Source organism: Kitasatospora sp. NPDC001660 (assembly GCF_053596725.1).
In genome coordinates this window covers 98,674-125,580 of the sequence record NZ_JBSFGU010000015.1, presented here as the reverse complement: position 1 = coordinate 125,580, position 26,907 = coordinate 98,674, and the positions used below count along the sequence as shown (strand labels likewise).

The 26,907-nt window shown below is 71.7% G+C and carries 22 protein-coding genes; 18 read left to right on the top strand and 4 right to left on the bottom strand.

Going from position 1 to position 26,907, the window contains the following annotated elements; translation table 11 throughout:
• Positions 1–61: 61 nt before the first annotated feature.
• A complete protein-coding gene (locus ACWCXH_RS18795) occupies positions 62–943 on the top strand; it encodes a hypothetical protein (RefSeq protein ID WP_449802534.1) in 882 nt (293 codons plus the stop codon).
• 48 nt (positions 944–991) lie between these two features.
• Here ACWCXH_RS18795 and ACWCXH_RS18790 read toward each other — a convergent pair whose 3' ends face one another.
• Together ACWCXH_RS18790 and ACWCXH_RS18785 are read right to left on the bottom strand one after the other, a co-directional pair.
• The gene (locus tag ACWCXH_RS18790) at positions 992–2,161 is read right to left on the bottom strand and encodes an NADH-quinone oxidoreductase subunit D (protein WP_449802533.1); all 1,170 of its coding nucleotides are present in this window, start codon (positions 2,159–2,161) and stop codon (positions 992–994) included.
• Between the two features lie 46 nt (positions 2,162–2,207).
• The gene (locus ACWCXH_RS18785) at positions 2,208–3,191 is read right to left on the bottom strand and encodes an SAM-dependent methyltransferase (protein ID WP_449802532.1); all 984 of its coding nucleotides are present in this window, start codon (positions 3,189–3,191) and stop codon (positions 2,208–2,210) included.
• Positions 3,192–3,320: 129 nt separating this feature from the next.
• Between ACWCXH_RS18785 and ACWCXH_RS18780 the strand changes: the two genes are divergently transcribed.
• The 15 genes from ACWCXH_RS18780 (at position 3,321) to ACWCXH_RS18710 (ending at position 21,760) form a co-directional block, all read left to right on the top strand.
• Positions 3,321–4,550 carry a sensor histidine kinase gene (locus ACWCXH_RS18780; RefSeq protein WP_449802531.1) on the top strand — a complete coding sequence of 410 codons (1,230 nt, stop codon included), beginning with the start codon at positions 3,321–3,323 and terminating at the stop codon, positions 4,548–4,550.
• Between the two features lie 23 nt (positions 4,551–4,573).
• Positions 4,574–5,263, top strand: coding sequence for a response regulator (locus ACWCXH_RS18775; protein ID WP_449802530.1), 690 nt, complete (start codon positions 4,574–4,576; stop codon positions 5,261–5,263).
• A gap of 182 nt (positions 5,264–5,445) precedes the next feature.
• Positions 5,446–6,423 carry a Rossmann-like and DUF2520 domain-containing protein gene (locus tag ACWCXH_RS18770; protein WP_449802529.1) on the top strand — a complete coding sequence of 326 codons (978 nt, stop codon included), beginning with the start codon at positions 5,446–5,448 and terminating at the stop codon, positions 6,421–6,423.
• A gap of 131 nt (positions 6,424–6,554) precedes the next feature.
• On the top strand, positions 6,555–7,478 hold the full coding sequence (gene panC / locus ACWCXH_RS18765; RefSeq protein ID WP_449802528.1) for a pantoate--beta-alanine ligase: 924 nt from the start codon (positions 6,555–6,557) through the stop codon (positions 7,476–7,478).
• Between the two features lie 86 nt (positions 7,479–7,564).
• Entirely contained in the window at positions 7,565–8,014 is a 450-nt protein-coding gene (gene panD, locus ACWCXH_RS18760; RefSeq protein WP_449802527.1) for an aspartate 1-decarboxylase, read from the top strand.
• A gap of 15 nt (positions 8,015–8,029) precedes the next feature.
• Entirely contained in the window at positions 8,030–9,703 is a 1,674-nt protein-coding gene (locus tag ACWCXH_RS18755) for an L-aspartate oxidase (RefSeq protein WP_449802526.1), read from the top strand.
• A 5-nt stretch (positions 9,704–9,708) separates the two neighbouring features.
• Complete coding sequence (nadC, locus tag ACWCXH_RS18750) at positions 9,709–10,677, top strand: carboxylating nicotinate-nucleotide diphosphorylase (protein WP_449802525.1); 969 nt, start codon at positions 9,709–9,711, stop codon at positions 10,675–10,677.
• Between the two features lie 47 nt (positions 10,678–10,724).
• Positions 10,725–11,510 carry a type III pantothenate kinase gene (locus tag ACWCXH_RS18745; RefSeq protein WP_449802524.1) on the top strand — a complete coding sequence of 262 codons (786 nt, stop codon included), beginning with the start codon at positions 10,725–10,727 and terminating at the stop codon, positions 11,508–11,510.
• 82 nt (positions 11,511–11,592) lie between these two features.
• Complete coding sequence (locus ACWCXH_RS18740; protein WP_449802523.1) at positions 11,593–12,339, top strand: hypothetical protein; 747 nt, start codon at positions 11,593–11,595, stop codon at positions 12,337–12,339.
• Between the two features lie 322 nt (positions 12,340–12,661).
• Positions 12,662–14,218: a bifunctional lysylphosphatidylglycerol synthetase/lysine--tRNA ligase LysX gene (gene lysX / locus ACWCXH_RS18735; protein WP_449802522.1), complete on the top strand. Its 1,557-nt coding sequence runs from the start codon at positions 12,662–12,664 to the stop codon at positions 14,216–14,218.
• Positions 14,219–14,497: 279 nt separating this feature from the next.
• A complete protein-coding gene (locus ACWCXH_RS18730; protein ID WP_449802521.1) occupies positions 14,498–14,947 on the top strand; it encodes a BlaI/MecI/CopY family transcriptional regulator in 450 nt (149 codons plus the stop codon).
• A gap of 9 nt (positions 14,948–14,956) precedes the next feature.
• Complete coding sequence (locus ACWCXH_RS18725) at positions 14,957–15,493, top strand: amino-acid N-acetyltransferase (RefSeq protein WP_449802520.1); 537 nt, start codon at positions 14,957–14,959, stop codon at positions 15,491–15,493.
• 91 nt (positions 15,494–15,584) lie between these two features.
• Positions 15,585–15,935: a histone-like nucleoid-structuring protein Lsr2 gene (locus ACWCXH_RS18720; RefSeq protein WP_449802519.1), complete on the top strand. Its 351-nt coding sequence runs from the start codon at positions 15,585–15,587 to the stop codon at positions 15,933–15,935.
• A 680-nt stretch (positions 15,936–16,615) separates the two neighbouring features.
• Positions 16,616–19,135: an ATP-dependent Clp protease ATP-binding subunit gene (locus ACWCXH_RS18715; RefSeq protein ID WP_449802518.1), complete on the top strand. Its 2,520-nt coding sequence runs from the start codon at positions 16,616–16,618 to the stop codon at positions 19,133–19,135.
• A gap of 273 nt (positions 19,136–19,408) precedes the next feature.
• Positions 19,409–21,760: an immune inhibitor A domain-containing protein gene (locus ACWCXH_RS18710; RefSeq protein ID WP_449802517.1), complete on the top strand. Its 2,352-nt coding sequence runs from the start codon at positions 19,409–19,411 to the stop codon at positions 21,758–21,760.
• A 93-nt stretch (positions 21,761–21,853) separates the two neighbouring features.
• On the opposite strand, the gene ACWCXH_RS18705 is transcribed toward ACWCXH_RS18710, so the two are convergent.
• A complete protein-coding gene (locus tag ACWCXH_RS18705) occupies positions 21,854–23,023 on the bottom strand; it encodes a threonine aldolase family protein (protein WP_449802516.1) in 1,170 nt (389 codons plus the stop codon).
• Positions 23,024–23,382: 359 nt separating this feature from the next.
• Here ACWCXH_RS18705 and ACWCXH_RS18700 point away from each other — a divergent pair, with 359 nt between their 5' ends.
• Positions 23,383–24,354, top strand: coding sequence for a M23 family metallopeptidase (locus ACWCXH_RS18700; RefSeq protein WP_449802515.1), 972 nt, complete (start codon positions 23,383–23,385; stop codon positions 24,352–24,354).
• A gap of 58 nt (positions 24,355–24,412) precedes the next feature.
• On the opposite strand, the gene ACWCXH_RS18695 is transcribed toward ACWCXH_RS18700, so the two are convergent.
• Positions 24,413–25,048, bottom strand: coding sequence for a TetR/AcrR family transcriptional regulator (locus tag ACWCXH_RS18695; protein ID WP_449802514.1), 636 nt, complete (start codon positions 25,046–25,048; stop codon positions 24,413–24,415).
• 219 nt (positions 25,049–25,267) lie between these two features.
• Here ACWCXH_RS18695 and ACWCXH_RS18690 point away from each other — a divergent pair, with 219 nt between their 5' ends.
• Positions 25,268–26,857, top strand: coding sequence for an MDR family MFS transporter (locus ACWCXH_RS18690; RefSeq protein ID WP_449802513.1), 1,590 nt, complete (start codon positions 25,268–25,270; stop codon positions 26,855–26,857).
• Positions 26,858–26,907 lie beyond the last annotated feature (50 nt).

The following is a 26,907-nucleotide window of genomic DNA, read 5'->3' as shown; positions in this document are numbered from 1 at the left end:
TCAAACCGAACTGACTGCCCGACACGGCCGCCGGTTCCCCCGGAGGCTCTACCCTTGCCGGGTGGCACCAGCAGAAACGTCCAAGAAGAAGTCCAAGGCGAAGGCCCCGGCCGCTCCGGCCCCGGTCGACCTGGCCATGCCGACCCTGCGCGCCGAGGTCCCGCTCGACTTCCCGCGCGCGTGGGTCGAGTTCACCGACCCGGCCGACGAGGAGCAGGTGTTCCGCTGCGACCTCACCTGGCTGACCTCCCGCTGGTCGTGCATCTTCGGCCGGGGCTGCCACGGCATCCGCGAGGGCCGCGGCGCGTCGGACGGCTGCTGCACGCTGGGCGCGCACTACTCGGACGAGGACGACGAGAAGCGCGTCGTCGGCCACGCGGCCCGGCTGACGCCGGACATCTGGGAGAACTTCGCGCACGGCACCGACGCCAAGGGCCGGATCAGGACCGACGGCGGCATCACCATGCTCGACGAGGACGGCGACCGCCAGACCCGCCGGGTGGGCGGCGCGTGCATCTTCGTGAACAGCCCCGGCTTCGCGGGCGGCGCCGGCTGCGCGCTGCACGCGCTGGCGCTCAAGGAGGGCCGCGAGCCGCTGGAGACCAAGCCGGACGTCTGCTGGCAGCTGCCGATCCGCCGCACCTACGACTGGATCGACCGGCCGGACGACACCCGCTACCTCCAGGTGACGATCGGCGAGTACGACCGCCGTGGCTGGGGCCCGGGCGGCCACGACCTGCACTGGTGGTGCACCGGCAGCCCGGAGGCGCACGGCGGCCCGGACCCGGTGTACGTCAGCTACCGCCCCGAGCTCACCGAGCTGATGGGCAAGGCCGCCTACGACGTGCTGGCCGGCCTGTGCGAGGAGCGGATCGCCACGAAGGGCGACCGCAAGGTGGCCCCGCACCCGGCCGACCCGGTCAAGCCGAAGAAGAAGGTCTGACCCCTCCGCCCGGGGCCGGCTCGGCCCCGGGCCCGGCGCTGCTCGGCGCTACTTGTCGATGTCACCGACGACGAAGAACATCGACCCGAGGATCGCGACCATGTCGGCGACCAGGGTCCCGGGCAGCAGCTCGGTCAGCACCTGGATGTTGTTGAAGGACGCCGAGCGCAGCTTGAGCCGCCACGGCGTCTTGTCGCCGCGCGAGACCAGGTAGTAGCCGTTGATCCCGAGCGGGTTCTCGGTCCAGGCGTAGGTGCTCCCCTCGGGGGCCTTGAGCACCTTGGGCAGCCGCAGGTTGACCGGTCCGGGCGGCAGGGTGGCGAGCTTGTCGAGGCACGCGTCGGCGAGGTCCAGCGAGTTGAGGGTCTGCTCCAGCAGGCACTCGAAGCGGGCCAGGCAGTCGCCCTCCTCGCGGGTGACCACGGTGAGCACCTGGCGCAGCTCGTCGGAGCCGTACGCGAGGTAGGGCTCGTCGCGGCGCAGGTCGAAGTCGAGGCCGCTGGCGCGGGCGATCGGGCCGCTGACGCCGTACGCCTCGGCCTGGGCCCTGGTGAGGACGCCGACGCCGGCGGTGCGGGCCCGGAAGATCTCGTTGCCGAGGACGAGGTCCTCGAAGACCGGCATCTGGGAACGGACGGTGGCGACGGTGGCGCGGACCCGGCCGAGCCAGCCGGCCGGCAGGTCCTCCTTGAGGCCGCCGACCCGGTTGAACATGTAGTGCATCCGGCCGCCGGAGGCCTCCTCCAGCACGTGCTGCAGGTCCTCGCGGCCGTGGAAGGAGTGGAAGATCGGGGTGATCCCGCCCAGCTCCAGCGGGTAGGAGCCGAGGAACATCAGGTGGTTGAGCACCCGGTTGAGCTCGGCGAGCAGGGTGCGGATCCACACCGCCCGCTCGGGCACCTCCATGCCCAGCATCCGCTCGACGCCGAGCACGACGCCGAGTTCGTTGGAGAAGGCGGAGAGCCAGTCGTGCCGGTTGGCCAGCATGATGATCTGCCGGTAGTCACGGGCCTCGAAGAGCTTCTCCGCGCCCCGGTGCATGTAGCCGATGACCGGCTCGGCGGTGACGATGCGCTCGCCGTCGAGCACCAGCCGCAGCCGCAGCACGCCGTGCGTCGCGGGGTGCTGCGGGCCGATGTTGAGCACCATGTCGGTGGTGCCCGCCTCGCCCGTGACGTTCTCGGCTCCCGCCCCGATGCCGACCGTGGTCTCCCTCATGAACCCAGAGTCTGCCATCCCACCAGGGGTTCCGAGCCCGGCGCCCCTACCAAATCTCAAGGGGTGGCATGCGGACGGTCTGGACGAGCCAGCCGAAGGCGCCGAGCCCGGCCGGGTCGGTGAGTTCGGCGCCCTCCCCGGCGCCGCCGAGGGCGCGCAGGTAGGCCGCCGGGTCGGTGGAGGCGAGGGAGAGCGCCGGGCGGGCGCCGGTCACGCCGAGGGCGCGCAGGGCCTCGCGCTGCGTCGTCCACAGGCTGTGGAAACCGGGGACGGCGATCGAGTCGAGCGCGACGTGCGCGGTGACGTCGCACGAGCCGTCCGGCACGGGGGCCACCTCGCGGCCGTCCCGGAAGCCGGCTCGGGTGCCGAACGCCGGACGGCGGTCGGCGGTGTGCCCGTAGTCGACGGCGACGGCCAGGCCGCGCTCCAGCCCGGCGACCGCGTGCGCCCAGGCGGCGTCCCGGGGGGCGCCGAACTCCGTGAAGTCCCCGGGGTGTTCGACCGGCCACCAGCGGGCCGCCCAGGCGGCGTCGGCGGCCGAGGCGGGCTCGCCGAGCCGCTCCCTGCCGGTCGCGGTGTCCACCTCGACGTAGCGCAGCACCCCGTCCTCGTCCACCTCGCCGGCGTCCAGCGGCACGTTGTCCAGCCACTCGTTGGCGAACAGCAGGCCGGTGACGCCGCGCGGCAGCTCGCTCGTCCACAGGGCTGTGGACGGCAGTCCGGCCGGGCGGTCCGCGATCTCCACGGCGTACGGGCGCAGCCGCACACGCACGTCCTCGGGCACGGCGTCGAGCACCCCCGTGAGGAGTTCCCCCCGCCCGGCCCCGACGTCGACGAAGGCCAGCTCCTCCGGACGGCCGAGGGCCGCGTCAACCTCCAGCAGCAGCCGCGCCACCGCACGGGCGAACCTCGGCGAGGCGTGCACCGAGGTGCGGAAGTGCCCGGCCGGGCCCTCCGGCCTGCGGTAGAAGCCGGCTTCCGGGTCGTACAGGGCCCGTTCCATGGCGGGCGCCCACCGCATCCACGTCATGGGGCGGGACGCTACCGGCAGCCGCGGGCGCTTCCCCAATCGGTGCCGGGGCTTCTCCGACCTACGGAGTAGAGCGGATCGCCCTACCGGCGGACCTGGACGGGTCGTGCGACTGCCTACGCTTGAGACGTGCATCGACTCAACGCCTGGCTCCGCCGTCACCCCATGGTGGTCGACGCCGCCTGGGCGGCGATCGTGCTCCTCTTCGGCCTCCTGCCGAACGACAACATCACCGGGGGCTGGCGGTTCGACGCCCAGATCGTCACCGCGGTCCTGCTGCCCGCGCTGATGGTCTTCCGCCGCCGCTTCCCGGACTTCACCGTGGCTGTGGCCACCGTGATCGCCCTGGGCCAGGTCGCCTTCAACGTCGACCCGGCCGCCTCCTCCGTCGCCTACCTGGTGTTCGCCTACACCGGCGCCGCCTTCGGCCGCACCTGGACCTCCCGGCTGGCCCTGACCGCCGGACTCGCCGCCGGACCGCTCGCCTACTGGCGGATGAACCCCGTCAAGACGCACTTCGCCGAGGACGGCGTCACCGCCGTCCGCACCCCGTACAGCGTCGGCGAGGCGCTGCTCATCATGCTGCTGATGAGCACCCCGTTCATCCTCTGCTGGGCCTGGGGCCGGCTGACCCGGGTGCGCCGCGCCTACCTGACCGAGCTGGAGGACCGCGCCGCCCGGCTGGAGCGCGAGCGCGACGCCCAGGCCAAGGTGGCGGTCGCCGCCGAGCGGGCGCGGATCGCGCGCGAGCTGCACGACGTGGTCGCGCACAACGTCTCCGTCATGATCGTCCAGGCCGACGGCGCCGCCTACGTCCTCGACAACTCGCCCCAGCAGGCGAAGGAGGCGCTCGGCACGATCGCCTCCACCGGCCGCCAGGCGCTGGTCGAGATGCGCCGCCTGCTCGGCGTGCTGCGCACCTCCGACACCGCCGAGGAGTACGTGCCGCAGCCGGGCGTCGAGGAGCTGCCCGAGCTGCTGGAGCAGGTCCGCACCGCGGGCCTGCGGGTCGACTACGCGACCTCCGGCCACCCGCGCGAACTGCCGCGCGGCGTCGAGCTCACGGTCTACCGGATCGTCCAGGAGGCGCTGACCAACGTCCGCAAGCACGGCGGCCCCGACGTGCACGCCCGGGTCGCGGTCGACTTCGGCGAGCGCGAACTCGCCGTCCTGGTCGAGGACGACGGCCGCGGCACCACCGACGAACAGCTCACCGCCGGCGGCGCGGACGGCCTCGGCCACGGCCTGATCGGCATGCGCGAGCGGGTCGGCATGGTCAGCGGCAGCCTCGACGTGGGCCCCCGCCCCGGCGGCGGCTTCCGGATCCGAGCCGTCCTGCCGCTCAAGGCCGCCCACTGAACCCCTGCCCCTTAGGAGCCACCTTGACCATCCGCGTGATGCTCGTCGACGACCAGGAGCTGTTGCGCACCGGCTTCCGGATGATCCTGCAGTCCCAGGGCGACATCGAGATCGCCGCCGAGGCCGGCGACGGCGCCCAGGCCCTGGAACTGCTGAAGCACACGCCGGTCGACGTGATCCTCATGGACGTCCGGATGCCCCGCCTGGACGGGGTGCAGACCACCCGCCGGATCTGTCTCGCCGACGACGGCAGCCCGCTGCCGGGCGCCCCGCACGTGCTCATCCTCACCACCTTCGACCTGGACGAGTACGCCTTCGCCGCGCTCAAGGCCGGCGCCAGCGGCTTCCTGCTCAAGGACGTGCCGCCGACCGAGCTGGTGGCCGCGATCCGCGCCGTGCACGGCGGCGACGCCGTGGTCGCGCCGACCACCACCCGCCGCATGATCGACCGCTTCGCCGAGGTGCTCCCCACCCCGCAGAGCACGCCCGGCTCGAACGTCCTCGGGCCGCTCACCGACCGCGAGCGGGAGGTGTTCCTGCTGGTCGCCCAGGGCCTGTCGAACGGCGAGATCGCCGCCCGGCTGGTGCTCTCCGAGGCCACCGTGAAGACCCACGTCGGCCGGATCCTGGCCAAGCTCGGCCTGCGCGACCGGGTCCAGGCCGTGGTGCTCGCCTACGAGGCCGGGCTCATCCGGGCCGGGGCGGCCGACTGACGCGCCCGTACACTGGGGCGGTACGTCCGGTACCCGAGGTGGACCGGAACGGAGATCAGGGACAAGGGTGGGCGCGTGAGCGAGCGCAGCGAGCGAACCATCAAGAGGTGCGGGTGGGCGAATGCCCCAGCCGAGCGGTGGGGGTACCTCCCGGCCGCCAAGGCTGGGGGAGGGGCGGGCGCATGAGCCCGTCCGACTTCGCCGGGTACGGCGAGTTCGCCCCGCTCGCCGACGGCTTCGGCGACCCGCGCGACCCCGGCAACCGCCCGGCCCGGCTCGCCGTCGGCGTGGTCGGCACCGGCCGGGTCGGCCCCGCCCTGGGCGCCGCCCTGCAGCTCGCCGGGCACACCGTGGTCGCCGCCTCCGGAGTCTCCGCCACCTCGCGCCGGCGCGCCGAGGCACTACTGCCGGGCGTGCGGATCGTCACCCCGCCGCAGGTGCTCGCCGCCGCCGACCTCGTCCTGCTGACCGTCCCCGACGACGCCCTGGCCGACCTGGTCGCGGGCCTCGCCGCGACCGGCGCCGTCCGCCCCGGCCAGCTGGTCGTGCACACCTCCGGCGCGCACGGCGTCGCCATCCTGGAGCCCGCCACCCGGGCCGGGGCGCTGCCGCTCGCCCTGCACCCGGCGATGACCTTCACCGGCACCTCCGTCGACCTGGACCGGCTGGCCGGCTGCCCGTTCGGCGTGACGGCGCCCCCGGAGCTGCGGCCGGTCGCCGAGGCGCTCGTGGTGGAGATGGGCGGCGAGCCCGAGTGGGTGCCCGAGGAGGTCCGCCCGCTCTACCACACCGCCCTCGCGCACGGCGCGAACCACCTGGTCACGCTGGTGGCACAGGCGATGGACCTGCTGCGCACGGCCGGCGTGGCCGAGCCCGGCCGACTGCTCGGCCCGCTGCTCGGCGCGGCCCTGGACAACAGCCTGCGCTCCGGCGACGCGGCCCTCACCGGCCCCGTCGCCCGGGGCGACGCGGGCACCGTGCGACGCCACCTGGCGCAGCTCAGTACGGTGTCCCCGGACATTCCGGCGGCCTACCGGGCGATGGCCCGCGCCACCGCCCAGCGGGCGGTGGCGAGCGGGACTCTCTCGGCCGACGCTGCGGCCGCTGTGCTGGACGCCCTCTCAACGGGGAGAAGCCCTGGTGACTCCTCCCCGGCCTGAGCCGGGGCTTCTCGCTCGGCCGCCGGAGCGGCCTCATGACGGACAAGCCCCGCCCGGTGCGTGACCGCACGGAACAGAACGCAACAAGACGGCGGCACAGTGCGCAGCCGAATGAACGAAGGAGCGCAGGAATGGCGGGCAAGGCCCAACGAAGCAAGCCCCAGCGGACGCCGAAGGTCCGCCGGGCCGTCGTCACCCGCACCGTGGACGACTTCGAGGCCGCGTTCTGGCCGGACGAGCGGCCGGTCGACAACGCCGTCGTGATGACCATGGGCGCCCTGCACGAGGGCCACGCCGCGCTGATCCGGGCCGCCCGCAAGCAGGTCGGCCAGGAGGGCCGGGTCGCGGTGACGGTCTTCGTCAACCCGCTGCAGTTCGGCCCGGCCGAGGACCTGGAGCGCTACCCGCGCACCCTCGACGCGGACGTGAAGCTGGCCGAGGAGAACGGCGCCGACGTCGTCTTCGCGCCGTCCGTCGACGAGGTCTACCCGAACGGCGAGCCGCAGGTGCGCCTGGCGGCCGGCCCGATGGGCGAGCGCTTCGAGGGCGCCACCCGGCCCGGCCACTTCGACGGCGTGCTCACCGTGGTCGCCAAACTGCTGCACATCACCGACCCGGACTTCGCCTTCTTCGGCGAGAAGGACGCCCAGCAGCTGGCGGTCATCCAGCGGATGGTCGCCGACCTGGACTTCGACGTCGAGATCGTCGGTGTGCCGACCGTCCGCGAGGAGGACGGCCTGGCGCTGTCCTCGCGCAACCGCTACCTCTCGGAGGAGGAGCGCACCCACGCCCTCGCCCTGTCCAAGGCCCTGTTCGCCGGCCGCGACGTCGCCGCGCAGGGCCCGAAGGCCGTCCGCGAGGCCGCCGCGGCCGTCCTGGACGGCGCCGAAGGTGTCACCCTTGACTACCTCGCCCTGATCGACCCGCACGCCTTCACCGAAATCGATTGCAGCACGGAGGCGGCGGACGGTTTCCAGGGCGAGGCCGTGCTGGCCGTCGCCGCGAAGGTGGGCACCACCCGCCTGATCGACAACGTCCGCGTCATCTGCCGCTAGGCGGACGACCACCGAGCACGGAATCGTTCGGCAATCCGGCAGCCAGAACCCCCTTAGGCATGCACTCACAGGAGGCGTGACCCGCAATGCTCCGCACCATGCTCAAGTCCAAGATCCACCGGGCCACCGTGACCCAGGCCGACCTGCACTACGTCGGTTCGGTCACGGTGGACGAGGACCTGCTCGACGCCGCCGACCTGCTCCCCGGCGAGCTGGTCCACATCGTCGACATCAACAACGGCGCCCGGCTGGAGACCTACACCATCGCCGGCCCGCGCGGCACCGGCGTGATCGGCATCAACGGCGCCGCCGCCCGCCTGGTCCACCCCGGCGACCTCGTCATACTCATCGCCTACGGGCAGATGGACACGGCCGAGGCCAAGGGCTACGAGCCGAAGATCGTCTTCGTCGACGAGCGGAACCGCATCACCGGCCTCGGCGGCGACCCCGCGGAAGCCGGGGAGGGCACCGGACTCCTGCGCGGTGACCAGGCGTACCGTGGCGCCGACGGCGCGGCCACGACGGCCACGCGCTGAAGGAGCCACTGAGCCATGCCCGTTAAGCACCGCCTCACCGCCCCCGCCCCCGGCTGGACGACCACCGCCGACGTGGTCGTGGTCGGCTCCGGGGTGGCCGGTCTCACCGTCGCCCTCAACGTCCGCAAGGCCGGCCTGCGGGCCATGGTGGTCACCAAGGCGATGCTGGACGACGGCTCCACCCGCTGGGCCCAGGGCGGCATCGCCGCCGCCCTGGGCGAGGGGGACACCCCCGAGCAGCACCTGGACGACACCCTGGTGGCCGGCGCCGGGCTCTGCGACGAGGAGGCCGTCCGCACCCTCGTCACCGAGGGCCCGGACGCCGTCCGCCGGCTGATCGCCACCGGCGCCGCCTTCGACCGCGGCGAGGACGGCGAGATCCTCCTCACCCGCGAGGGCGGCCACCACCGCCGCCGGATCGCGCACGCCGGCGGGGACGCCACCGGCGCCGAGATATCGCGCGCCCTGGTCTCCGCCGTCCGCAGCGACCCCGGCATCGAGCTGATCGAGCACGCGCTCGTCCTCGACCTGCTCACCGACGCCGACGGGCACGCCGCCGGCCTCACCCTGCACGTCATGGGCGAGGGCCAGCGCGACGGCGTCGGCGCCATCCGGGCCCGCGCCGTGGTGCTCGCCACCGGCGGCATGGGTCAGGTCTTCTCGGCCACCACCAACCCGGCGGTCTCCACCGGCGACGGCGTGGCGCTCGCGCTGCGGGCCGGCGCCGCCGTCACCGACCTGGAGTTCGTCCAGTTCCACCCCACCGTGCTCTGGCTCGGCCCCGAGGCCGAGGGCCAGCAGCCGCTGGTCTCCGAGGCGGTCCGCGGCGAGGGCGCCCACCTGGTCGACGCGGACGGCGTCCGGTTCATGGTCGGGCAGCACGAGCTGGCCGAACTGGCCCCGCGCGACATCGTCGCCAAGGCGATCACCCGGCGCATGCAGGAGCGGGGCGCCGAGCACATGTACCTGGACGGGCGGCACTTCGGCGCCGCGATGTGGGAGCAGCGCTTCCCGACCATCCTCGCCTCGTGCCGCGCGCACGGCATCGACCCGGTCACCGAGCCGATCCCGGTCGCCCCGGCCGCGCACTACGCCTCCGGCGGCATCCGCACCGACCGGCACGGGCGCACCACCGTCCCCGGCCTGTACGCCTGCGGCGAGGTCGCCTGCACCGGCGTGCACGGCGCCAACCGGCTGGCGTCCAACTCGCTGCTGGAGGGCTTGGTCTTCGCCGAGCGGATCGCCGCCGACCTGGCCGGCCGGCACCGGGCCGACGACCTGCCCGAGCGCTCGGTGGACGTCGCCGCGGCGCGCGCCGCGCACCCGGTGCCACTGCCGCCGTCCGAGGCGCGCGCCGAGATCCAGCGGCTGATGTCGCGCGGCGCGGGCGTCCTGCGCTCGGCCGCGTCGATGGCCGGCACCGCGGCGGGACTCGCCCTGATCGCCGGGCAGGCCTACGCGCACGTCGCCGAGGAGAAGCCCGCCGACCCGCGGGTGGAGACCTGGGAGGCGGCCAACCTGCTGCTGGTCGCCAGCGCCCTGGTCGCCGCCGCCGCGCAGCGCGAGGAGACCCGCGGCTGCCACTGGCGCGAGGACTTCCCCGAGCGCGACGACGCCCACTGGCGGCGTCACCTGATCACCGAGCTGACCGCCACCGGCGACCCCGTCAGCACCCCTGAGGAGCGTTGAGAAACATGTCCCACTCCCACGACGAACTCCCCCTGGCCGACCAGGGCGGCTGCGGCGACGGCTGTGCCTGCGGGGACGGCGAGGGCTACGAGACCGGGCTCGACCCGCGGCTGGCCGAGCTGCTGGAGCAGGCCGGGCTGGACCCGATCGAGGTCGAGGACGTCGCCACCCTGGCGCTGGCCGAGGACCTGGCCGGCGGCGAGGACGTCACCTCGGTCGCCACCGTGCCCGCCGACGCCGTCGCCACCGCGGACTTCACCGCCCGCGAGGCGGGCGTGGTGGCGGGCCTGCGGATCGCCGAGGCGGTCGTCTCGCTGGTCTGCGAGGAGGAGTTCGAGGTCGAACGGCACGTCGAGGACGGCGACCGGGTCGAGGCCGGCCAGGTGCTGCTGTCGGTCCGCTCCCGCACCCGGGACCTGCTGACCGCCGAGCGCAGCGCGCTCAACCTGCTCTGCCACCTGTCCGGCATCGCCACCGCCACCCGCGCCTGGGCCGACGCCCTGGCGGGCACCGGCGCCGTCGTGCGGGACACCCGCAAGACCACCCCGGGCCTGCGCGCGATGGAGAAGTTCGCGGTGCGCTGCGGCGGCGGCGCCAACCACCGGATGGCGCTGTCCGACGCCGCGCTGGTCAAGGACAACCACGTCGTCGCGGCCGGCGGCGTGGCCGAGGCCTTCCGGGCCGTCCGGGCCGCCTACCCCGACCTGCCGGTCGAGATCGAGGTGGACACCCTGGAGCAGATCCCGCCGGTGCTGGAGGCCGGGGCGGACCTGATCCTGCTGGACAACTTCACGGTCGAGCAGCTGAAGGAGGCCGTCGCGCTGGTGGCCGGCCGGGCCCGGCTGGAGGCCTCCGGCGGCCTCACCCTGGCCACCGCGCGCGAGGTCGCCCAGACTGGTGTCGACTACCTGGCCGTGGGCGCGCTCACGCACTCCTCGCCGATCCTGGACATCGGCCTGGACCTGCGCGCCTGACCGTCAGGAGAAGACGCAGCCTCGCCCCGACTCGCAGAAAGCGCCCCATGCTCCTCACCATCGACGTCGGCAACACCCAGACCACGCTCGGCCTGTTCGACGGCGAGAACGTGGTGGAACACTGGCGGATCTCCACCGATCCGCGTCGCACGGCCGACGAACTGGCGGTGCTGCTGCAGGGGTTGATGGGCAACCACACCGCGGTGCGCGAGGCCGCGGTGGAGGGCCTCGCGATCTGCTCGTCCGTTCCCGCCGTGCTCCACGAGCTCCGCGAGGTGACGCGCCGTTACTACGGCGACGTCCCCGCGGTGATCGTGGAGCCCGGCGTGAAGACCGGCGTGCACGTCCTGATGGACAACCCGAAGGAGGTCGGCGCCGACCGGATCGTCAACGCGCTGGCCGCCAACCACCTGTACGGCGGCCCGTGCATCGTGGTCGACTTCGGCACCGCCACCACCTTCGACGCGGTCAACGCCCGCGGCGACTACGTGGGCGGCGCGATCGCCCCGGGCATCGAGATCTCGGTGGAGGCGCTCGGCGTCCGCGGCGCCCAGCTGCGCAAGATCGAGCTGGCCCGCCCGCGCAACGTGATCGGCAAGAACACCGTCGAGGGCATGCAGTCCGGCATCCTCTACGGCTTCGCGGGGCAGGTCGACGGCCTGGTCGACCGGATGGCCCGGGAGCTCGCCAAGGACCCGGACGACGTCCAGGTGATCGCCACCGGCGGTCTGGCCCCGCTCGTCCTCGGCGAGGCCGGCAGCATCGACGTCCACGAGCCCTGGCTCACCCTCATCGGCCTGCGGCTCGTCTACGAACGCAACCGCCCGAGCTGACCGGGCCGCCACGTCGGGCCGAACGTGGGGCGTCGGCGCGACGTTACCGACAAATCGGATATTCCTCACGTAGTGTCAACCCATGCCTACGCCACACGGATCGCGCGGCGGCATGGCCTTCAGCGCCGACGAAGTCCGCGTGCTGCGCCGCGCCCTCGCCCAAGCCCTGCACCCCATCATCCCCGTCCACTTCCAGGCACCCGACCGGACGGCCTACGCCGGCCCGGGCGCCGAGCTGTGGGCCGAGGACGTCCAGGACGCGCTGCGTCTGACCGAAGCGATCGACGAGGCCGTCCAGGAGGGCGGCCGACTGCGCGCCTTCCTGCTCGCCGACCTCGGGCGCTACCGGGCCGCTCTGCCCGGCAGCGCCAGCGGCTACCTGGAGCGCCTGGAGGAGGCCGTGACCGACGGCTACCTTCCCGGGCCCGAGGACCTCACCGCGCTGCGGGGGCTCACCCGGCAGCCCTGCGGCCAGCTGGAGCGCTCCCGCCGCTCCCGGCTGGCCGGCCGCTGCCACGCGCTGGCCGAGGCCGCGGTCCGCGAGCGGCTCGCCCTCACCGTCGGCCAGCCGCGCCACCTGGTGGCCGTACCGAACCCCGCCGCACCCCCGAGCAGTCTCCCCACCCCTGTTGGAGGACGGATCACGATGAGCAGCACCGACTCCCCCGCCGAGCGGCCCGCAGCCCCGCAGGACCCGCCCAGCCCGCGCCGGATGCCCACCCCGGCGGAACTCTTCGGCCGCCGCCCCAAGCCCCCCGCCCGGCCGACCCCGCCCGCGACCCCCGCGCCCGCCCCGGAGGACATCGAACTCGCCACCGGCACCGGCTGAGCCGGACGGCGCCGGACAGAGGGAGGCCGCAACGAGCGGCCTCCCTCATCCATGTGTCGACATCCACGTGTCGACATTCCTGCGGCAATTCCCCCACCGAATTCCAGTCGCATCTTCACGACCTCCACGGCGCACGCCGGAGCATTCGGGCCGGTAGCCGCCGCCGTGGTGCTCGGCGGTGCCGCCCTGATCACCGCACGCCGGCTCCGGGCCCGCCGGAGCGGCTGCGCCGTCCGCACCCGTGCGGGGAGATCGCCCGACGCGCTCTCCCGCGCGGTTATCCCGTGGCGGAGCACGGTGTGTGGCTGGCTACCCTTGTGGGGTGAGCGATCAGAGCCTTTTTCCCGCGACCGACGACCTTCCCGAGCAGATGCGCGTCCGGCGCGAGAAGCTGGACCGGCTCCGGGCGGCCGGTGTCGACCCGTACCCCGTCGGCTTCCCCCGCACCACCACCATCGCGGACCTCCGCGCCAAGCACCCGGACCTGGAGCCCGACACCGCCACCGGCGAGCGCGCCGGCGTCACCGGCCGGGTGATCCTCTCCCGCACGGGCGGCAAGCTCTGCTTCGCCACCCTGCGCGACGGCACCGGCGACCTCCAGGTGATGTTCTCCCTGGACAAGCTGGGCGCGGAGCGGCTGGCGGCCTGGAAGTCGGACATCGACCTCGGCGACCAGGTCGGCGTCGAGGGCGAGGTGATCACCTCCAAGCGCGGCGAGCTGTCCGTCATGGTGGACCGCTGGGAGCTCACCGCCAAGTGCCTGCGCCCGCTGCCGGACAAGCACAAGGGCCTGACCGACCCGGAGGCCCGGGTCCGCCAGCGGTACGTCGACCTGATCGTCAACCCCGAGGCCCGCGAGATCCTGCACCTGCGCAGCAAGGTGGTCCGCTCGGTCCGCCGCACCTACGAGGACCGCGGCTACATCGAGGTCGAGACCCCGATGCTGCAGCCGGTGCACGGCGGCGCCAACGCGCGTCCGTTCAAGACCCACATCAACGCGTACGACATCGACCTCTACATGCGGATCGCCCCCGAGCTGTACCTCAAGCGGCTCGTGGTCGGCGGCGCGGAGAAGGTCTTCGAGATCAACCGCAACTTCCGCAACGAGGGCGCGGACGCCACCCACAACCCCGAGTTCACCTCGCTGGAGTCGTACGAGGCGTACGGCGACTACAACACCCAGGCCGAGCTGATCCGCGAGACGATCATCAACGCGGCCCGGGACGCGCTGGGCACCACCGTGATCAAGGGCCTGGACGCCCACGGCGTCGAGCACGAGATCGACCTGGCCGAGCCGTGGGAGGAGGTCGGCGTCTACCCGGGCATCTCCGCCCGCCTCGGCGTCGAGGTCACCCCGGAGACCAGCGTCGAGGAGCTGCGCAAGCTGGCCTCCGACCACGACATCCCGTTCGAGAAGAACTGGGGCCACGGCCAGATCGTGCTGGAGATGGTCGAGCGCCTGCTGGAGGAGAACGCCGTCCGGCCGACCTTCATCAAGGACTACCCGACCGAGGTCTCCCCGCTCACCCGCCAGCACCGCTCGATCCCGGGCGTGGCCGAGAAGTGGGACCTGGTGATCTTCGGCACCGAGATCGGCACCGCCTACTCGGAGCTGATCGACCCGGTCGAGCAGCGCACCCGCTTCACCGCGCAGTCCCTGCTCGCGGCCGGCGGCGACGTCGAGGCCATGCAGCTCGACGAGGACTTCCTGCGGGCCCTGGAGTACGCGATGCCGCCCACCGGGGGCCTCGGCCTCGGCGTGGACCGTCTGATCATGCTGCTGACCGGCAAGAACATCCGGGAGACCGTGCTCTTCCCGCTGGTGAAGCCGGAGCCGAAGGCATCCGCCGCAGCGGCGGAGAAGACCGAGGAGGAGTGACCCGATGAACTACGTCAGCGCGATCGTCCCGCCGCTGGTCATGGCGATCGGTTTCGGTTTCCTGGTGCGCGCCATCGTCCGCAGCCAGGGCGGGGCCCAGAAGGTCAAGGAAGACGTCGACTGATCCGCGGGCGAGCGACCCGCGGGCGAACCCTCGTCCGACGCCGTCCGCCGCTCACGCACCCGCCGCGCCGCCATTCCCGATTCCGGGGGTGGCGGCGCGCCGGTTTGGCGCACTTCACAAGATTTGCCCCATTCACTCCCTATCCTGGCCGCACTATGGTCCGGCAACTCGGCGAACTTGAGAACGCCATCATGACCCGGGTGTGGCGGTGGAACCGACCGGTGACGGTTCGCGAGGTTCTCCAGGATCTGCAGTCGGAACGCGATATCGCCTACACCACGGTGATGACCGTCCTGGACAAGCTGCACAGAAAGGGCTGGCTGCGCCGCGAGCGCGCAGGCCGGGCCTATCGATATGAACCGGTCTCGTCCCGCGAGGCGTACACCGCGGCACTCATGAACGACGCGTGGGCCACCAGCGACAATCCCGCGGCGGCCCTGGTGCACTTCTTCGGCCTCATGTCGCCCGAGCAACGCGAGGCGCTCCGGGACGCCTTGCGGGTGGCAGCGCTGTTCCCACCCGATCCGGCGGCGGATCCCGCCGCGCCGGATTCCCCGGACCGCGGAGGCGATACCGGGCAGACCCCGCCGGGGGCGGCACGATAACGTCCCGCCATGGAGGTCACCATCCGCCGTGCGCGGACCACGGACGTGCGGGCAGTACGCAGGCTCGTCGACGCCTACTCGCGCGACGGCATTCTGCTCGACAAGCCCACCGTCACACTGTTCGAATCCGTGCAGGAGTTCTGGGTCGCGGAACGCGACGACGATGCCACCGTGGTGGCCTGCGGCGCGCTGCACGTGATGTGGGAGGATCTCGCCGAGGTCCGCACGCTCGCGGTGGATCCGGCCTGCCGGGGGTTCGGGGTCGGGCATCTGCTGCTGGACAAGCTGCTGCAGACCGCACGGTGGCTCGGCGTCCGTCGGATTTTCTGCTTGACGTTCGAGGTGGCCTTCTTCGCGAAACACGGTTTCGTCGAGATCGGCGAGCTTCAGGAAACCGATGATGGTACGACAGACCCGGCTGCGATCGCTACGGATGTCTATGAAGAACTTCTCCGCTCGTACGATGAAGGTGTCGCGGAGTTCCTCGACCTGGAGCGGGTGAAGCCCAACACACTGGGCAACTCGCGCATGCTGCTGCACCTCTGAGCGGCTCCGCGACGGTCAGGGGTTTGTGTTTTCCGGTGAAAGGCGCTTTCCTTTCCTTAGGCAATGGGTCGTTTAGCGGAAAGGGAAGCCCGTGGCACAGAGGGTGCAGGTCATTCTTGAAGACGATCTCGACGGCGGTTCGGCGGACGAGACGGTGACGTTCGCGCTCGACGGCGTTGCCTACGAGATCGACCTGAAGAGCGCCAACGCGGACAAGCTGCGCGGTCTGCTGGCGCCGTACGTGGAGAAGGGTCGCAAGCAGAGCGGCCGGCTCGCCGGCGCCCGCCGTCCGGGCCGCGGCACGGCGTCCCGCCCGTCCGGCAGCGCCCCGGACACCGCCAAGATCCGCGCGTGGGCCAAGGAGCAGGGCCTGGAGGTCAACGACCGCGGCCGGGTGCCCAGCACCGTCCGCGAGGCCTACGACAAGGCCAACGTGTCCTGACCCCGGGGCCGCCGGACCGCCGGAGCGGGTGCGGGGCCCCGGCGGCCGCGTACGGCGTCGACGGCACACGCGCGGGGCGCGGAGGAGTCTCCTCCGCGCCCCGCGGCGCACACCCGACCGGCACCGCCGCCGGGGCCGGGAGGCCGGGGCCGGGCGGGGGCCGTACTCGGGCGGCGGAACAATCACGAGCTGTGCAACGCTGTAGAAGCGAAGCGGCAACGCGGACACCACCGGGTGGCACACCGGCCGCGGCGGGGCCTCCGCTGAGCCGTCGTCACCGCAGCCCGGGCCCGACCCGGCCCCGAGCCGACTTCTCGCCAGGCGAACACCGCCACCGCGGAAACTGCGCGAGAACCGCCCCGATACCGGGTATGAATGCAGGTGGACGGGTTCTTCGACCCGTCCAGGGGCAGTATGCGTGACCGGCCGAAGACGGATCCGGCTGCACCCCGGCGGCTCTTGTTCGCCGATGGCGTAGCGGTATCCGGTGCATCCGGCCCACCTGTGGGAACACCGATTCCCAGCATCAGGTTGGGATTGGTGTCGGCTGGTCGCGCAGCATCTCGCTCCCGTACCGGGGAGTGAATCCGTGGGCCGCGCCGCTGAGCGGGACTAGCATGCGGAAGGACAGGGCGGGGACCGACCCCGAACTGCCCGACCGCTCTGAGGAGCGATAAACGATGTTCGAGAGGTTCACCGACCGCGCGCGGCGGGTTGTCGTCCTGGCTCAGGAAGAAGCCCGGATGCTCAACCACAACTACATCGGCACCGAGCACATCCTCCTGGGTCTGATCCACGAGGGCGAGGGCGTCGCCGCTAAGGCCCTGGAGAGCCTCGGGATTTCTCTTGAGGCCGTACGCCAGCAGGTCGAGGAGATCATCGGCCAGGGCCAGCAGGCCCCGTCCGGTCACATTCCCTTCACCCCCCGGGCGAAGAAGGTCCTGGAGCTGTCGCTCCGGGAGGCCCTGCAGCTCGGCCACAACTACATCGGCACCGAGCACATCCTGCTCGGCCTGATCCGCGAGGGCGAGGGCGTCGCCGCCCAGGTCCTGGTCAAGCTGGGTGCCGACCTGAACCGGGTGCGCCAGCAGGTCATCCAGCTCCTCTCCGGCTACCAGACCGGTGGCGGCAAGGAGTCGGCCACGGCCGGCGGGCCCGCCGAGGGCACCCCGTCGACCTCGCTGGTCCTGGACCAGTTCGGCCGCAACCTCACCCAGGCCGCCCGCGAGGCCAAGCTCGACCCGGTCATCGGGCGCGAGAAGGAGATCGAGCGGGTCATGCAGGTGCTGTCCCGCCGCACCAAGAACAACCCGGTCCTGATCGGCGAGCCCGGCGTCGGCAAGACCGCCGTGGTCGAGGGCCTGGCCCAGGCGATCGTCAAGGGCGAGGTCCCCGAGACGCTCAAGGACAAGCAGCTCTACACGCTGGACCTGGGCGCCCTGGTGGCCGGCTCGCGCTACCGCGGTGACTTCGAGGAGCGCCTGAAGAAGGTCCTCAAGGAGATCCGCACCCGCGGCGACATCATCCTGTTCATCGACGAGCTGCACACCCTGGTCGGCGCGGGCGCCGCCGAGGGCGCCATCGACGCCGCCAGCATCCTCAAGCCGATGCTGGCCCGCGGCGAGCTGCAGACCATCGGTGCCACCACCCTGGACGAGTACCGCAAGCACCTGGAGAAGGACGCCGCGCTGGAGCGCCGCTTCCAGCCGATCCAGGTCGCCGAGCCGTCGCTGCCGCACACCATCGAGATCCTCAAGGGTCTGCGTGACCGCTACGAGGCCCACCACCGGGTCTCCATCACGGACGCCGCGCTGGTGGCCGCCGCCACCCTGGCCGACCGCTACATCTCGGACCGCTTCCTGCCGGACAAGGCCATCGACCTGATCGACGAGGCCGGCTCCCGGATGCGCATCCGCCGGATGACCGCGCCGCCGGACCTGCGCGAGTTCGACGAGAAGATCGCCGACGTGCGCCGCGAGAAGGAGAGCGCGATCGACGCGCAGGACTTCGAGAAGGCCGCGTCCCTGCGCGACGACGAGAAGCAGCTCCTGCAGGCCAAGGCCAAGCGCGAGAAGGAGTGGAAGGCCGGCGACATGGACGTCGTGGCGGAGGTGGACGAGGAGCTCATCGCCGAGGTCCTGGCCACCGCCACCGGCATCCCGGTCTTCAAGCTGACCGAGGAGGAGTCCTCCCGCCTGCTGCGCATGGAGGACGAGCTGCACAAGCGCGTCATCGGCCAGAAGGACGCCATCAAGGCGCTCTCCCAGGCCATCCGGCGCACCCGTGCGGGCCTCAAGGACCCGAAGCGCCCCGGCGGTTCGTTCATCTTCGCCGGCCCGTCCGGTGTCGGTAAGACCGAGCTGTCCAAGACGCTCGCCGAGTTCCTCTTCGGCGACGAGGACGCGCTGATCTCGCTCGACATGTCCGAGTTCTCGGAGAAGCACACCGTCTCCCGGCTGTTCGGCTCCCCGCCCGGATACGTGGGCTACGAGGAGGGCGGCCAGCTCACCGAGAAGGTGCGCCGCAAGCCGTTCTCGGTCGTCCTCTTCGACGAGGTCGAGAAGGCCCACCCGGACATCTTCAACTCGCTGTTGCAGATCCTGGAGGACGGTCGCCTGACCGACTCCCAGGGCCGCGTCGTCGACTTCAAGAACACCGTCATCATCATGACGACCAACCTCGGCACCCGGGACATCTCCAAGGGCTTCAACCTGGGCTTCGCGGCCACGGGCGACACCCAGAGCGGGTACGAGCGGATGAAGGCGAAGGTCGGTGAGGAGCTCAAGCAGCACTTCCGCCCCGAGTTCCTGAACCGCGTCGACGACATCGTGGTCTTCCACCAGCTGTCCGAGGACGACATCATCCAGATCGTCGACCTGATGATCGACAAGGTGGACGCCCGCCTCAAGGACCGCGACATGGGCCTGGAGCTCAGCGTCGAGGCCAAGAAGCTGCTGGCCAAGCGCGGCTACGACCCGATCCTGGGTGCCCGTCCGCTGCGCCGCACCATCCAGCGCGAGATCGAGGACCACCTCTCCGAGAAGATCCTCTTCGGCGAGCTGCGGGCCGGCCACATCGTGGTCGTGGGTGTCGAGGGCGAGGGCAAGGACGCCAAGTTCACCTTCCGGGGCGAGGAGAAGTCCGCCGTCGCGGACACCCCGGCCGCCGTTGCCTCGTCGGGTCCGGACCTGACGAAGTAACAACATTTAACAGACAACAGCAAGCGGGCTGAGCCCCCGGCGTTCGCGCCGGGGGCTCAGCCCGTTTCACGCTGCCCTCGCACCGCGCTGACCTGGGCTTTCCCCACGAGCAGTCAGCTGACGGAAAGTTGGCGAGCATAGCGCCGTGGCCATGTCATGGTCAAGGTCTATCTTTTCCGTCTCCACTTGGGTCAAATGACGTCCACCTGTCTTTCATATTGGTTTACCGAGCCTTGGCGAAGAGTCGGCTCGGTCGGGGAGGACGTCACAACGTTGAAGACCACCAGGAGAACCGCTGCGGCCACCACGGCTGCGGCGGTCATCGTCACGCTCGGCGCGGGTCTGTTCCCGAGCAGCGCCGTCGCGGCCGGTTCGGCCCCCGTGCCGAAGGACCCGGCCGACGCCGTCCAGTCCGTCAACACCGAGCACAACATTCCGGGCCCGCTGACCGAGAAGATGGAGGCGGAGCAGAAGGCCGCCACCGAGCAGTTGCTCGCCGGCACCGCCCAGGTCGAGGAGCACAACGGCAGCACCAGCGTGAAGCTGGGCAAGGACAAGTACGTCGAGCTCGCCCGCGAGCGCACGGACAAGATCTTCACGATCCTCGTCGACTTCGGTGACCAGGTCGACAACACCACCAAGACCGCGGACGGCAAGGTCAAGTACGGCGGCGAGCCCGGCCCGAAGCACAACGAGATCGCCGCGCCGGACCGCGCCACCAACAACTCGACCGCCTGGCAGGCCGACTACAACCAGCAGCACTACCAGGACCTGTACTTCGCCAAGGACAAGCCCTCGCTGAAGACCTTCTACGAGAAGCAGTCCTCGGGCCGCTACTCGGTCGACGGCGTGGTCTCGGACTGGGTCCGGGTGCCGTGGAACGAGGCCCGGTACGGCTCCGACTACTGCGGCTCCAACGTCTGCGCCAGCGCCCAGGACCTGATCCGCGACGCCGTCGACATCTGGTACAAGGACCAGCTGGCGAAGGGTCAGACCAAGGAGCAGGTCAGGGCGACCCTGGCCGAGTACGACAAGTGGGACCGCTACGGCTCCCACAAGGACGGCAACTTCAACCAGCCCGACGGGTACATCGACCACTTCCAGATCGTGCACGCCGGTGAGGACAAGTCGGCCGGCGGCGGCAAGCAGGGCAGCAAGGCCCTGTGGGCGCACCGCTCGTACGTCTACGGCAACCTGACCGGCCAGAGCGGTCCGGACGGCAACAAGCTCGGCGGTGTCCAGGTCGGCGACTCCGGCTTCTGGATCGGCGACTACACCATGCAGCCGGAGAACGGCGGCCTCGGCGTCTTCGCCCACGAGTACGGCCACGACCTCGGCCTGCCGGACCTCTACGACACCGCCGGCAAGGGCATCGACAACTCGGTCGGCTTCTGGTCGCTGATGTCCTCCGGCTCCTGGCTCGGCGAGGGCAAGGACAGCATCGGCGACATGCCGAACGACCTCGACGCGTGGAGCAAGCTCAAGCTCGGCTGGCTGAAGTACGACAGGGCCAAGGCCGGCACCGAGTCGACCCACCACATAGGCCCGGTGGAGTACAACACCGATCTCCCGCAGGCGCTGGTCGTCGACCTGCCGAAGAAGAGCATCACCACCGACATCAACAAGCCGTTCGGCGGCCAGTTCGAGTGGTGGAGCGGCAGCGCCGACAACCTGAACGTCACGCTCACCCGTGACATCGACCTGACCGGCAAGACCAAGGCCGGCATCAACGCCAAGGCCTGGTACGAGCTGGAGCAGGACTTCGACTACGCCTTCGGCGAGGTCTCCACCGACGGCGGCAAGACCTGGACCGTCGTGGACGGCACCTGGAACGGCGCCGCGCTCCCGAAGGAGAACGGCCGCCCGGCCCTCAGCGGCCTCGCCGCCACCTGGGGCGACCTGTCCTTCAACCTGGATGCCTACGCCGGCAAGAAGATCCAGTTCCGCTACCGCAACACCACCGACGGCGGCCTGCACTACCGGGGCTTCGCGGTGGACGACATCTCGGTGGTCGCCGACGGCGCCACCGTGTTCAGCTACGACGTGGAGAACGGCGACAACGGCTGGACCGCCGCCGGCTTCACCCGCTTCGGCGGCTCGTACACCAAGGACTACGCGCAGTACTACATCGCGGAGAACAAGCAGTACGTGTCGTTCGACCAGACGCTGAAGACCGGCCCGTACAACTTCGGCTTCGCCGACAGGCCGAACTGGGTCGAGCACTACGCGTACCAGCCCGGCCTGCTGATCTGGTACTGGGACGAGTCGCAGACCGACAACAACGTCAGCGCCCACCCCGGCCAGGGCCTGGTCCTGCCGGTCGACTCGCACCCGACCCCGCTGAAGTGGGCGGACGGCAGCCTGATGCGTCCGCGCATGCAGGGCTTCGACTCCACCTTCGGTTCGCGCCGCGTCCCGGCGCTGACCCTGCACAAGGCCGGCGTCGAGACGGTCGTCCCGAAGTCCAAGGGCGTCGACGAGTTCAACGACCTGCGGAGCTACTGGAGCGCCGACAACCCGTACAGCAGCGTCAAGGTCCCGCCGACCGGCACCAGCATCGAGGTCGAGAACGAGTCCTCGAACTACCTGGAGACCTGGATCCGGGTCCGCCCGGTCGACAACTGATCGGTGATCCGGATTAGTTGATCCAGTCCCGTCCGGCCCGTCCCCGCACCGCACCGGGGGCGGGCCGGACGCTTTGCCGGGCCCCGCGGGAGCTCAGGCCTTGCGGTCGGGCAGGCGGTCGAGGAAGGCGGCGACCGCCTGCGCGATCTCGGCCGCCGTCCAGTCCAGCGCCTCGGCGGCCACCGTGACCTCGGTCATCGCCAGGCCCGGCAGCCCGGGCTCGCGCCAGCTGCCGAACAGGCCCACCCTGGTGTCCTCCGCCAGACCCAGGCCGGCCTCCTCCAACTCGGCCGCCGGGTACGGCAGCCAGAGCTGGAACTGGTGGGTGTGCGGCGGCGCCGGGTGCACGCGGGCGCCGGGCACGGCGGCGACGGCCTCGGCCAGCGCGCCGGAGACCGTCCGGGCGTGGGACACGTACCCTTCCAGGCGCGGGAGTTCGCGCTCCAGCCCGGCGAGCGCGGCCAGCGCCGGCGGCCACTGCTGGAACAACTGGCCGCCGTACCGGTGCCGCCAGGCCTTCGCCGTCCGCACGAAGCGCTCCGGACCGGCCAGCGCGGCGCCGCTGATCCCGCCGAGGGTCTTGTAGAAGGAGACGTACACCGAGTCGGCCAGCGCGGCGACCTCCGGCAGCGAGCGGCCGAGGTGGAACACCGACTCCCAGAGCCGCGCGCCGTCCAGGTGCAGCGCGGCGCCCTGCTCCTCCCGCACGACCCCGGCGACGGCCAGCAGGTCCGCCCAGTCGGGCAGCACGAACCCGGCCTCGCGCAGCGGCAGTTCGAGGATCATCGCGGCGTACGGCTCGTCGAAGGTGCGCAGTTCCTCGACGGTGGGCAGGCGCGGGGAGATGGTCGGCCAGACGCTCCGCAGGCCGGTCAGCACGCCGAGCGCGTGCCGCTCGTGCTGGTCGGTGTGGCCGAGCGGGTGGGTGGCGACGGTGGGCAGCCCGGCCGCTTCGGCGTGGATCCGCAGCGCGACCTGCTGGGCCATCGTGCCGGTCGGGAAGAAGGCCGCGTCCTCGGCGCCGAGCAGGTCCGCGACCCGGCGCTCCAGCGCGCGGACCACGCCGTCGCCGTACTGGTCCGGACGACCGTCGAGGTCGTGGACGTCCTCTCCCTCCCGGGCCAGGTCGGCGAGGCGCTCGCGCAGGCTCTTCGGCCGGTGGCCGGAGAGCAGCCGCTCGCAGCCGCGCTGGGCGGCGAAGCGGCGGTCCTGGAGGCTCGGGCGGCGGGGGCCGTCGAGGTCGTCGCTGCTGTTGGCATACATGCGTCGATCGTCCCGCAGCGGAGGCTCCCGGTCAGCGGTGCGGACGTGAGCGGTGAGCAAGGCCGGCGGCAAATCCCGCAGGCATGTGGTGCCGGCCACAGGACCGGACGCGGTACGACCGGCGGCAGTGGACGGCGCACAAGGACGCCGCGGGCGGCGCAGGCCGTGGGCGGACGATCGGATCTCATGATCTTTACTCCGTCGGCTTGAATCTCCGGTGCGACGCTGACTACACGCCGTAGTACGTCACCAGGTTTGGGAGTCCGCTCGGTGACGGTTGAAGCTGAGTGGTCCCCCGCTCAGCACGCGCCCGAACGGGCCCCTCGTGCTGCCCCCGTACGACCGTGATTGGGCTAGCGATGTCCTCTGTCCCGCCCGTGGGGCCGGCGCTGCGCCGGCTCGCCGCCCGCACGGCGGCCCAGGCGGCGGCCTGGCAGCCCCGGCTCGGCCGCGCCGTCCGTGCCCACGCCTCGCCTGTGCTCGCGCTCGCGCCGACTTCTCACCTCGGCGCACGGCACCCACGCCCCGGCGCCGGGGCGTGGGCCGACCGCGAGCGGGCCGTCGTCGCCGCCGGGGGCGCTGCGGTGCTCCTGGCCGGCGCGCTGGTCGTCGCGGCGCCCGGGAGCGCCTCCGCGCAGACGGTCCTCCCGACCACCCCCGGCAGCTCGGCCTTCACCGCGCCGCAGGCCGCGGTACCCGTCCCCGGCATGGTGCAGGTGGCCGGGCCGAGCCCGTACCGGCTCCCGGACGGCAGCGAATCGCCGCAGGCGGACGTGGCGATGGCCCCCAACCTGCTGCCGGTAGAGCCGCCGGCGGACCAGGCCCCGGCGGCGGAACCGGCTCCTGGGGCCGGAGAGGCCGCGCCCGAGCCCGAGCCCGAGCCCACGCCCGAGCCGACGCCCGCGCCCGCCGCGGCGCGCGAGTGGTCCGCCCCCATCCCGGGCGGCGCGCCGACCAGCAACCCGTACGGGGTGCTCAACTCCAGGTACGCGGCCGGCTATCACACCGGGGTGGACTTCGCGATCGCGCCGGGCACGCCGCTGCTGGCGGTGGGGAACGCGACCGTGGTGTCGGCGGGCTGGCGCGGCTCGTACGGCAAGGAGGTCGTGCTGCGGCTGGCGGACGGGCACTTCGCGCAGTACGCGCACCTGTCCTCGGTGAAGGTGTCGCGCGGCCAGCAGGTGTCGGCGGCCGAGGAGATCGGACGGTCCGGGAGCACCGGCGACTCGACCGGGCCGCACCTGCACTTCGAGATCCGCACCAGCAACCGCTACGGCGCGGTGGTCAACCCGATCGCGTACCTGGCGTCGCACGGCGTCACCGAGTTCTGAGACGGACGGCCGTCCTGAGGGCGGGGGCGGCTCGCTGCGGGCCGCCCCTCCCCCGCGATCAGGCCTGGGCGGAGGCGGGGACCGGGCGGTCGATCAGGGCGCCGATCTCCAGCGCGACCTCCCGGGCAGCGGCCATCGCCTCCTCCACGGTGGCCTGCGGCGACTCGTGCCACATGTGGTCGACGTGCTCGGTGCCGGTCTCGTCCTGCTTGAGCAGGAACATCGCCGAGTTGATGGTGAAGAGCGACATCGCGGCGCGCAGCCGGTCCTGGAAGCTCGCGTCCGGCCCGTGCACGAGGCGGACCATCGCGATCATGCGCTCCTTGAACTCCAGCCCGGCCGGCGACTCGCGCAGCGCGGGCTGGTTCTCGTGGAAGAAGCGCAGCAGCGGCGCCCGCTCGGACATCCCGGCGGCGAAGCGGCGGATCAGCTCGTCGCGCAGCTCCGGGGACCAGGGCTGCCGGCGGCCCCACTCGATGGTCTCGTCGATCGGCGCGGCCATGGACTCGACGATGCCGTGGACGATGTCGTCCTTGGTCTTGAAGTGGTAGTAGAGCGCAGCCTTGGTGACACCCAGGCGGTCGGCGATCTCGCGCAGGGACGTCTGCTCGTAGCCCTGCTCGGAGAAGAGCTCCAGAGAGACCGCGATGATGCGAGCCCGGGTGTCGGTGCGAGGGCTGTGCGTCGGACCCATGGCCTGCCTCATGACTGCGTCGGTGACTGCTGCGGACACCGGCGGTGCCCGCCCCCCGGGACACATTCTCCCTGCCCAGGCGGCCGGGAAAGAAACTGGCTTGACGACCGGCTAGTGCACAACTTACCGTGCGGACGGTCCATAAACTAGCCGGGCGACAAGTAAGTAGCCGCTCCAGGCCGACGATCGTCCAAATCCAGTCCCGGGAGACACCACCCCATGTCACAGTCCAAGACCGCCGGCCCGGTACCGGAGGACAAGCAGACCGAGGAGGAGCAGCCGCGGTCGCCCCGCGAGATACGCCTCGTGATGGTCGGCCTGGTCGTCACGATGCTCCTGGCCATGCTCGACAACCTGATCGTCGGCACCGCGATGCCCACGATCGTCGGCGACCTCGGCGGGGCCGAGCACCTGTCCTGGGTGGTCACGTCGTACACCCTGGCCACCGCCGCCTCGACCCCGATCTGGGGCAAGCTCGGCGACCTCTACGGCCGCAAGGGCACCTTCCTCACCTCGATCGTGATCTTCCTGGTGGGTTCGGCGCTGTCCGGCCTGTCGCAGAACATGAACGAGCTGATCGGCTTCCGCGCGCTGCAGGGCCTGGGCGCCGGCGGCCTGATGGTCGGCGTCATGTCGATCATGGGCGCGCTCGTGCCGCCGCGCGACCGCGGCAAGTACCAGGGCATGTTCGCCGCGGTGATGGCGCTCGCCACCATCGGCGGCCCGCTCGTCGGCGGCTTCATCACCGACCACCTGAGCTGGCACTGGACCTTCTACATCAACCTGCCGCTCGGTGTGGTCGCGCTCGCCGTGGTCGTCGTCACCCTGAAGCTGCCGAAGGTCCGCAGCAACGCCCGGATCGACTACCTGGGCGCGGTCCTGCTCACCACCGGCATCACCTCGCTCGTGCTGATCACCACCTGGGGCGGCCAGCAGTACGCGTGGGGCTCGAAGCAGATCCTCGGCCTGGCCGCGCTGGCCGCCGCGTCGCTGATCGCCTTCTGCTACGTGGAGCAGCGGGTCGAGGAGCCGATGCTCCCGCTCAGCCTGTTCAAGAACCTGAACTTCACCCTGGTCTCGATCATCGGCTTCATCGTCGGCTTCGTGATGTTCGGCTCGACCGTCTTCCTGCCGCTCTACCAGCAGACCGTGCAGGGCGCCTCGGCCACCAACTCCGGCCTGCTGCTGATGCCGATGATGTTCGGCATGCTGGTCGTCTCGCTGGTGGTCGGCCAGGTCGTCACCCGGACCGGCAAGTACCGGATCTTCCCGGTCATCGGCACCATCGTGATGACCGGCGGCATGGTCCTGCTCTCCACCATGGGCACCGAGACCAGCAGCTTCACGTCCGCCTGCTGGATGATCGTGCTGGGCGCCGGCATGGGCTTCCTGATGCAGATCACCATGCTGGTCGCGCAGAACAGCGCCGAGCTCAAGGACATGGGCGTGGCCAGCTCCACCGCCACCCTGTTCCGCACCATCGGCGGCTCCTTCGGCGTCGCGCTGTTCGGCGCCCTGTTCAACAACCGGGTCGCCGACACCATGAAGGAGCGGCTCGGTGACAAGGCCGGCTCGTCGAAGGCCAACCCGAGCCAGGTGAGCCCGGCGGCGCTGAAGCAGCTCGACCCGCGCATCCAGGACGCCTACCACCACGCGGTGGCCAACGGCATGCACACCGTCTTCCTGTGGGGTGCGGGCGTGGCCGTGATCGCGATCGCCGCCGCGGTGTTCATGCGCGAGGTGCCGCTGCGCGGCGCCGGCAAGCAGGAGAAGCCGGCCGAGGCCTCGCTGGAGGCGGCGGCCGTCTGATCGGGTCCCGATGCGTGCAGCGCCCCCGGAGCGTTCTCCGGGGGCGCTGT

Excerpts from the sequence above, each read along its gene's own strand:
- ACWCXH_RS18790 (WP_449802533.1), bottom strand. The coding sequence starts at position 2,161 with ATGAGGGAGACCACGGTCGGCATCGGGGCGGGAGCCGAGAACGTCACG.
- ACWCXH_RS18785 (WP_449802532.1), bottom strand. The coding sequence starts at position 3,191 with ATGACGTGGATGCGGTGGGCGCCCGCCATGGAACGGGCCCTGTACGAC.
- ACWCXH_RS18770 (WP_449802529.1), top strand. The coding sequence starts at position 5,446 with ATGAGCCCGTCCGACTTCGCCGGGTACGGCGAGTTCGCCCCGCTCGCC.
- panC (WP_449802528.1), top strand. The coding sequence starts at position 6,555 with ATGGCGGGCAAGGCCCAACGAAGCAAGCCCCAGCGGACGCCGAAGGTC.
- panD (WP_449802527.1), top strand. The coding sequence starts at position 7,565 with ATGCTCCGCACCATGCTCAAGTCCAAGATCCACCGGGCCACCGTGACC.
- ACWCXH_RS18755 (WP_449802526.1), top strand. The coding sequence starts at position 8,030 with ATGCCCGTTAAGCACCGCCTCACCGCCCCCGCCCCCGGCTGGACGACC.
- nadC (WP_449802525.1), top strand. The coding sequence starts at position 9,709 with ATGTCCCACTCCCACGACGAACTCCCCCTGGCCGACCAGGGCGGCTGC.
- ACWCXH_RS18745 (WP_449802524.1), top strand. The coding sequence starts at position 10,725 with ATGCTCCTCACCATCGACGTCGGCAACACCCAGACCACGCTCGGCCTG.
- ACWCXH_RS18740 (WP_449802523.1), top strand. The coding sequence starts at position 11,593 with ATGCCTACGCCACACGGATCGCGCGGCGGCATGGCCTTCAGCGCCGAC.
- ACWCXH_RS18730 (WP_449802521.1), top strand. The coding sequence starts at position 14,498 with ATGGTCCGGCAACTCGGCGAACTTGAGAACGCCATCATGACCCGGGTG.
- ACWCXH_RS18725 (WP_449802520.1), top strand. The coding sequence starts at position 14,957 with ATGGAGGTCACCATCCGCCGTGCGCGGACCACGGACGTGCGGGCAGTA.
- ACWCXH_RS18715 (WP_449802518.1), top strand. The coding sequence starts at position 16,616 with ATGTTCGAGAGGTTCACCGACCGCGCGCGGCGGGTTGTCGTCCTGGCT.
- ACWCXH_RS18705 (WP_449802516.1), bottom strand. The coding sequence starts at position 23,023 with ATGTATGCCAACAGCAGCGACGACCTCGACGGCCCCCGCCGCCCGAGC.
- ACWCXH_RS18700 (WP_449802515.1), top strand. The coding sequence starts at position 23,383 with ATGTCCTCTGTCCCGCCCGTGGGGCCGGCGCTGCGCCGGCTCGCCGCC.
- ACWCXH_RS18695 (WP_449802514.1), bottom strand. The coding sequence starts at position 25,048 with ATGGGTCCGACGCACAGCCCTCGCACCGACACCCGGGCTCGCATCATC.
- ACWCXH_RS18690 (WP_449802513.1), top strand. The coding sequence starts at position 25,268 with ATGTCACAGTCCAAGACCGCCGGCCCGGTACCGGAGGACAAGCAGACC.